The sequence below is a fragment of the Arthrobacter sp. FW306-1B-G06A genome, from assembly GCF_058781765.1.
The window spans coordinates 1-7,214 of sequence record NZ_JBYSXB010000075.1; the positions used below are offsets into that span (position 1 = coordinate 1).

5 protein-coding genes and 1 pseudogene are annotated in these 7,214 nt (G+C 60.2%); 3 read left to right on the plus strand and 3 right to left on the minus strand.

Going from position 1 to position 7,214, the window contains the following annotated elements:
- Positions 1–507 precede the first annotated feature (507 nt).
- Positions 508–1,749, minus strand: a complete 1,242-nt coding sequence (locus AC3WJM_RS22740; RefSeq protein WP_492273027.1) for a M24 family metallopeptidase — start codon at positions 1,747–1,749, stop codon at positions 508–510.
- Between the two features lie 921 nt (positions 1,750–2,670).
- Between AC3WJM_RS22740 and AC3WJM_RS22745 the strand changes: the two genes are divergently transcribed.
- Entirely contained in the window at positions 2,671–2,796 is a 126-nt protein-coding gene (locus AC3WJM_RS22745) for a hypothetical protein (protein ID WP_492273028.1), read from the plus strand.
- A 75-nt stretch (positions 2,797–2,871) separates the two neighbouring features.
- Here AC3WJM_RS22745 and AC3WJM_RS22750 read toward each other — a convergent pair whose 3' ends face one another.
- Positions 2,872–3,015 (minus strand): hypothetical protein, encoded by a 144-nt coding sequence (locus tag AC3WJM_RS22750; protein WP_492273029.1) that lies wholly within the window; start codon positions 3,013–3,015, stop codon positions 2,872–2,874.
- 381 nt (positions 3,016–3,396) lie between these two features.
- Here AC3WJM_RS22750 and AC3WJM_RS22755 point away from each other — a divergent pair, with 381 nt between their 5' ends.
- Together AC3WJM_RS22755 and AC3WJM_RS22760 are read left to right on the plus strand one after the other, a co-directional pair.
- Complete coding sequence (locus AC3WJM_RS22755; protein WP_492273030.1) at positions 3,397–4,599, plus strand: hypothetical protein; 1,203 nt, start codon at positions 3,397–3,399, stop codon at positions 4,597–4,599.
- Between the two features lie 839 nt (positions 4,600–5,438).
- Positions 5,439–6,473 (plus strand): DUF4192 family protein, encoded by a 1,035-nt coding sequence (locus AC3WJM_RS22760; RefSeq protein ID WP_492273031.1) that lies wholly within the window; start codon positions 5,439–5,441, stop codon positions 6,471–6,473.
- A gap of 483 nt (positions 6,474–6,956) precedes the next feature.
- On the opposite strand, the pseudogene AC3WJM_RS22765 reads toward AC3WJM_RS22760, so the two are convergent.
- Positions 6,957–7,214 (minus strand): annotated as a pseudogene (locus AC3WJM_RS22765) (hypothetical protein); the annotation flags it as partial.

A 7,214-nucleotide genomic window follows, 5' to 3' on the forward strand; every position in this document is an offset into this window, starting at 1 on the left:
TGAGGAAGGCGCATCAGCGGCGATGAAGACACTCCTTGAAAACACCCAGCGGGCCGTCCACGACTACCTCGCCGTCAACGTCCTGCTGGAATTATTTCCCGCTCGAGCCTTGAGGTAGCACGATGGACGCTGGCGGCCACACCAACACCGGCCGCGCTCCAGGGATCCGCGGGAAGTCAGCGCGACCGATCAATGCCACGTTGAAGTCGGTGTCCGGTCTGGCTGGACGGACACGCAGAGTCCATGCGGCAACGCACCATTGAACCCTCCCCATTGGGGGCAATGGCCAATTTTCGCGGGCCCACCTGCCATCACCGCCGAGCACGGCAATGGTCGGAAAGGTAGGGGAAGCGGTGGAACCCGTCTGCAGTAGGGCTTCGCGCATCCGGGCGGGACGCACGAACCCGCCAGGGTCTCCGCCTGGCGGGTCGCACGAACCCGCCAGCGTCTCCGCCGGGCGGGACGTCAATCCAACCGCTTCCTTGCGCGGAAGCGCCCCCGTGATGTTTATGCGTCGAGATCTGGAGTCAGAGCATGGTTGCTCAATTGCTCACAGCCGTTTTCCGTTACCAGGATCGGCTCACCGATCATGATCGCCACCGGCCCACTATCCAGCTGGACGGTGTGCCGGTAGAACGGGAAGAGGACAAAGTTCGGCTCAAAGATGTGCGGATCGTGTTCCTTGATGCGGAGGTTATCAACCCAAGTGGGCGCAAAACCGGTGCCAGTTCCGTACCCGAGGTGTTGGCCCGGTTCCCACATCCCGGCAAGTTCAAGAACCGAGTTGACTCGCTGTGCCATCTCGCTGACGGGAAGGCCCGGCGCGACGTGTTCCATGCCCACCAGATGTGCTTCAGTCAACGTCTTGTAAGCTTCCCGAATCTCCGCAGGCGCCTGGCCAACCCACTTGGACTGGACGCCGACGGCATGATAGCGCCGGTAGCATCCACCCAGCTGAAGCTGGACCATCTCATCCGTTTCGATGACGCGGCCGCTGGCGGATGCATTCGTCCACCCCAACGTGCGGGGTCCACTTGCTACAGGAGGCCAGATTGCAGGGGCCTCTCCCCCTGCGGCAAACATACCCTGCAGCGCGGCTGAGAGGACATCGAGCTCACGGTTTCCCGCGCGCATCGCCTGGAACGCTGAAGCATAGCCGGCATCCAGTACGGAAGCCGCTTTCCGAACATAATCAATCTCCGTCTCCGACTTGCGAAGGCGAAGCTCCGCCACTAGATCGGATCCATCGACGAGCTCGCACCGGCCATTGAGCTGTTCGCGGAGACGCTCGTAGTAGAAAGGGAGCAAGGCGTGGCTTCGCAGCTCGACGCCAATTCGCTTCCCGCCATCGAGCAGATTCATCTTGCTCAGCGTCTGGACAGTGATCTGCGCAGCGTCATCGAGTGAATCATCAGTCCAGTTGATGATTTCGTCCACGAATGGCAGCCCGTCGATGAGCTCATTGTCGATCGTGCGGCAAACGACGGTGATGCCTCTCCCGTCCGCAGGAAGTATCGCCGTCTGATAGACCCAGTAGCCCAGCTGATCGTATCCGAAGAGATAATGCATGCTTTCCTGGTGAAACATCAGGAGCGCATCAAGGTTTTGCTCGACAAGAGACTCCCTGGTGCGGTTGAGGCGATCACTGTACTCCGTCACCGCAAACGGCAGTTCAGAGCCTAAGACACTAATTCGGTCGTTGGGCGGGTGCAATTCGGAGCCGGGAACCCCGAGCTGTTCATTTGGCATGCGCTGAGCCTTATCTTCCGGAATTGAGCGTGATCGGGTCGTGACGGCTCGCCACCACCCGATCTCAAGGAGTAGCGGGAACCGTGCAGCACAAGCTGTCAACATTCTATACAATGCAACCTAGAATACTAGGTGGAACCTGTCAATGTCACCGTTTCGCAAGCTTTTTCGGGGAAGCCGCCCAAAGGCGAAGCTGCCGTTGCAGAGCCCTTCCGGGTTGCGACACCGGACCGACTCGAATATCCGCCGCTGCTCCAGCCACACGCGGACGTTGGCTTCCACGTCCCAGGCGCCCCTTCAGAAATGCCCGATGCGGGCCCCGCCATGACAGGGACCGACGCGCTTCGATGGCCGCCTCGATCATGACTGGGCCCGACATGATCGAGCATGCCGCCCTGGGCGCGGAAATGCGGGGAAGCACTCAGTGGCCGGCGTCCTCGCAGTGCCGTCTTCCAGAACGTTGACGACGTCCATGGCGATGCCGCATCTGAGAATCTCCGCCACGCCCCGTCTTGGAAAACCTGCCCGGAGTCCCGAACCCGCTCGTAAAAGGCCTGATACTCCATCGGAGCCGCGGCATTTCGGGGGAGTCGGCATGCCCGACTGGCCGAGTCGGTGTTCCGTAGAACCTTCGATGCTCTCAGCAGACCCGCACTCACGGCTATCACCGACGAAAACTCTTGAGCGCTCTCCTACTACGGAACGCTGCGGAGCATCGCCGGGCGAGCCCCGCCCTTTGCGTCGAAACCGTCCGGACCGCTGCGGAGACTGCGGGGGCACGAATCACAATCAGCGAACAGACAAAACCTGCCAGAACCCTTGACATGTGATCTCACAGGTTTATTATTTAAATATCAGAAGGAAGGGGCCAGAGACCCCGACCAGGCCTCCATTGACAACATCCGAAAGGCGGTGAGCAAGGTGAAGAAGATCCAGGCCAAGCCAGTCACGCCGGTCGCGGACAAGCCAAAGCTTCCGCTCTTCGAGTATTTCGGACTGTTCGGCAAGCTTCCGACCTTTGAAAACGTCGGACCATTCGACAGATAGTCGAAGCAGCTCTAGGCCGCCTGAGGTCTCAGCGCAAAGAATCACGATCCGGAAGATGGAACGTAATCATGGTTTTCAGTGACTTTCGCGCCGCAGTGGCCGCGTGAGACGGGATACGGCGAGATGCTCACAAACGGTGACATCACGGAAATCGTCAGCGTCCAGCAGGACCGCATTGCCGCCGATATCCGCGCCCACCTCCCCGTAGAACACGGTCATGAGGGCGATCCTAATGGCAACTGAACCTGAATCGTACGGTCAGCCCACAGAACTGCATCACCAAGAAACCCACCCTCCGGAACCGTTTGAACGCCAAGTAGGAAGCTTCAGCGGCTGGAGACTTGACACGGAGGACTGGGTATGGATCAACCCGGGCTACAGGGTGCGGATTCATCGAGGGAATGACGGGGTTGCGCTGGGTCTGGTGGATATCATTGCGCCGGTTGCCACCATCTTTTGGGTTTGGCTGGACAGCGGACGGGGCCGAATCAGGATGACGACGTCCTGGTGTGGCTTGAGGGGGCTCGGCGTGGAGAGGAGTGATGACCTGGACCAGATCGGTCCGGTCGACGTTCCGTCTTCGAGCTGTCCCGTCCGGCCATGAACTACCGTGAAGCCCGCAAAATCGCGCGGAAAGCAGAACACGCGTTCAGCTTGCCCAACGACGCCACGCTGCAGCTCATCCGCGAGAAACTGGAGCGAAAACACGGCAGGATCATCACGGTGGCAGAGCTTCCTGAATTGGCCGGCGAAGAACTGTGTGGGGTCTGGCTTGTCTGCGCGGAACAGGACATCGTCCTCCACGAATTCAGCCACATGATCCTCGGACACGATCTCGATGGCCAAAACAGCGGGCTCGTCAGAAGCCTCCTCCCCGACCTCGACCCCGAGCAGGTGCTCCCCGCCCTGGCCCGCAGCAGCTATACCGACAACGCGGAACTCACCGCCGAAGCCCCCGCCGACCAGCTCGCAACACGCATCATCAATAGCGACGCCGGTACCCACCCGAGCTTCTGGCAATTCCGGACGGCCATCCTGCTGGCGGCAGTTGAAGACATTGAAGTACGACGTCGGCAACTCGCCTTCGGCCGGTGGGCTGCGGTCATTTCGTGCTCGGCAGTGACGGCAGGATTCCTCACCAGCCGCGCCGACGCCACCGATCCCAACTTGCCTCTGAACTACGGCGACCAACCAGGAATGGCAGTGTTCCTCTGGAGCGGGTCCGCGTTCATCATGTGGATCTGCCTCGATATCGCACGCGTGTGCCATGACAACGTCCCAAGCATGCGGGCACGCGCCTTCCGGTCTGCCTTCGTCCTCATCGCCATCGGATGCATCCTCTTTGCCCTGGTCCTCATCGACCGTCTGGCCTATGGAGTCGTCACGAAGATGGACGGCGCTGCCAGCCCATCTGCGGCCATTCTGACCGTCCTCTACTGGGTGGGCGAAGCGTTCGCGGTTCTGCTTGTGAGTTTTGGGCTGCTTCTCCCCCGGCTCGAAGGCCACCTCAAACACGGCAATTTCGTACTCCATGTCCGGCTACTGCTCCTGGAAATCAGGCCGATCTGGAACCGTGTTGCCTTCACGCACCACGACCTGATCCTCGAGAAGCGACGGGCCAGTGCGCTCATCGTGCTCAGCCGGCACGCCGAAACCCAGCTCCATCGCCGCCTGATCGAAATCCGCGACTGTGAAATGGTCAGCCCCACAACAGGCAGGCGCCTCGACGCACACGACCGCTCCGTCGTCGAACGCGCCGAACTCGCCCTCGAGAGGCGCTCAGGCTCCAGGCTCACACGATAGCTTTTCCCCCGATGTCCTCAGTACGCATAAACGGTGGTCGGCGCTCTCGCCAACGAAACGAACGGGCACTGGGAGAAGCTGGAAAGCAAAGACCCCACGCTGCCACCCCGAATCGGGGGTTCTGGAAAAGCGTCGAAGTTAGGCCTGGTCGTGCCACCAGCCTGCCCAAGGATTGGATGTCAATTTGCCGCTGGGGAATTCGGTGTTGGCAGTACCCTCCCCAAATTCACTATCGTCGTCATCCCCACTGCGGTCTAGAAAGAGGTTTAGGCTGCTCCAGAGCAACATCGTTGTTTCCTTCCGTGCGTTGCTTGGACCACGTCGTCCAAGTAGGTGCCAGCGTAGCTTTCAAATATTTCGTTGGTGCGACGCGACGTTTCACATTTGTATCCGGAATCTACCCGGTCACTTTGAACGCAGTGCGCGAATGTGTGGCCGGGCCCGACCCTCATTTTCATTCTCTGGACCGGGAAATAGCGTTCGGGTAATCACTGCGCGCCTCAGTGCGGAGTTCTCGAACATGATTGCGCCACCGCCTATACGAGGCCATTCTTCCGGTCGAGGACCAGTAGGCGGCGTTCCGCCCGAACCACGCACGAAGTGTTTCGTCATGCCGCGCCGCAACAACCCCGCCATGAATAGCCAAAAGAATCTTCGCTCTTTGTCATTCTGATGCTCGATCATCGCTGGGCGGGACCTCCGCGCAACCCGGGCGCCTTGCGCCGGCCCCGATCCCCCAAGTTGCACTCCGGCCCCTCACACCCAGCAGCGGTCCCCGTATCAGAACGACGCCGAAACCTAACGGCCACCGCTGACGCCGCCTCAGAAAGAGAAGCATCATGGACACGCTCACCATCAAAACCCCCGCCGATGTCCTCAGTTTCATCGGCCACACCCTAGGCTTCTGGCCCCACGAAAGCCTGGTCTGCATCACCCTCGACGCCAACCACATCGGCGTGGCCCTCCGCGTGGATCTCCCCAAGCACGACGGCGGCGAACGCGCCTACGCCCAAACAGTCGCCTCCTACCTCGCCAATGACATCAATGCCACAAGTGCCCTGTTTGCCGTTTACACCTCGGCCGCCCCGACCGCCGGCCAGGACAAACCGTATGCTGTAGTCATCGCCGCCCTCACGGGAGCACTAGCCGAGCAACACATCACCATCCGGGACGGCCTCCTCGTCGGCGACGAGACCGTCTCACCGTACGACGACGAGCCCACCCTGAACTGCGCACTTCCGCTGTCGATGATCGACTCCAGCGAGATCAACGCGGAGCTCGCTTACCGCGGGAGCGCTGTCGCACGAAACGGCCGGATCACTTTGCCGCCGTCAAACAAGGAGGCGACGTTTCATGCCGTCGAGGATCGGATCAAATCAATCGGGCAGTGTCATGACCACAGCGCGATCGAGCAGGCGCGAACGCTCTGGGCCGGGATCCTCGAGGCCAAAACCTACCCGACGGACGAGCAAACCGTCACCTTGATCGCAAACTTCCAGTTCGCAGCCATCCGCGACCAGCTCATGGCCGACATCCCCGGCATCAACGGCCCCATGGAACAAATCCTCCTAGCCCAGGCTCCCGGCAAACCACAATGGACCCGCGTCGAGTGGGCCCAGCAAATCCTCCTCCACGCCTGCACGCACAGCAGCACCCACCACTCGGCGCCACTCCTCACCGCCATCGGCTACATCAACTGGTGGGAAGGCCGGGGCAGCAAAGCCCACCAATTCATGCAACTCGCCCTGGAAGCCGACCCCGAGTACCGCCTGGCCAAACTCAGCGACCAACTCCTCAGCTACGGAATGCTCGCCGGCTGGAACATGGACAAGGACACGGCTTACCGGACGCGAGGGCTTGGAACCTCGGACTGACGAACGTCCTTTATCGAATTCATGGCGATTGCAATTCAACAGCTTCAAGACAGGCGTCGTCACCAGGGAGCCGCCCCTTTGTCCGTGACGGTTGAAAACCAAGTCCGTATGGCGGCGAAACGGCTCAGTTTTGGACCATCCCTGACAATCCAACAGGTACTGTCGTGACATGGGAAGTAGCACCCTTCAAGGGGTCACCTCGTGCAGGACTCCGCAGTGGAAGAACCGGACATCGAAGCTTTCGTTGTTCTTCCGCCCGACCACCTCTGCTGTAGCCAGCTTTAGGCACAACGACGTCGTTGCCATGCGTTCGGCTAATCACTCGCGTGCATACGCTGTGACCACAGGTTTCGACTGTTCACTCTCCCTTTCCTTCGGAGACTGTTGGTGCGAATGGCGACTTAAGACGCACCATGAGATCTGCGTGCCCTCGCCTCCTGTGAGGACACACACGGCTACTCGGTGTTGTCGATTGGGACTGGCCTAGGACTTATCCATGACACGGACAGCTGCGCTATTTTCAATGGATTTCCCGGTCTTGGCCTGCAAACTTTCGATTGCCGTCACGAACCGCTTCATACCCAGACGAAGCGACGCTTCGTCTGTGGCGAAGGAGATCCGAACGGCACCTTCACCGGACGGCCCAAACTCGGCGCCTGAACGTGGGAGTGTCCGTTTAACGGTGGATTCGGGGTTGGCATTTAGTTGATTCTTCCTTCGAAGGTGATGGCGAAGGCGTTC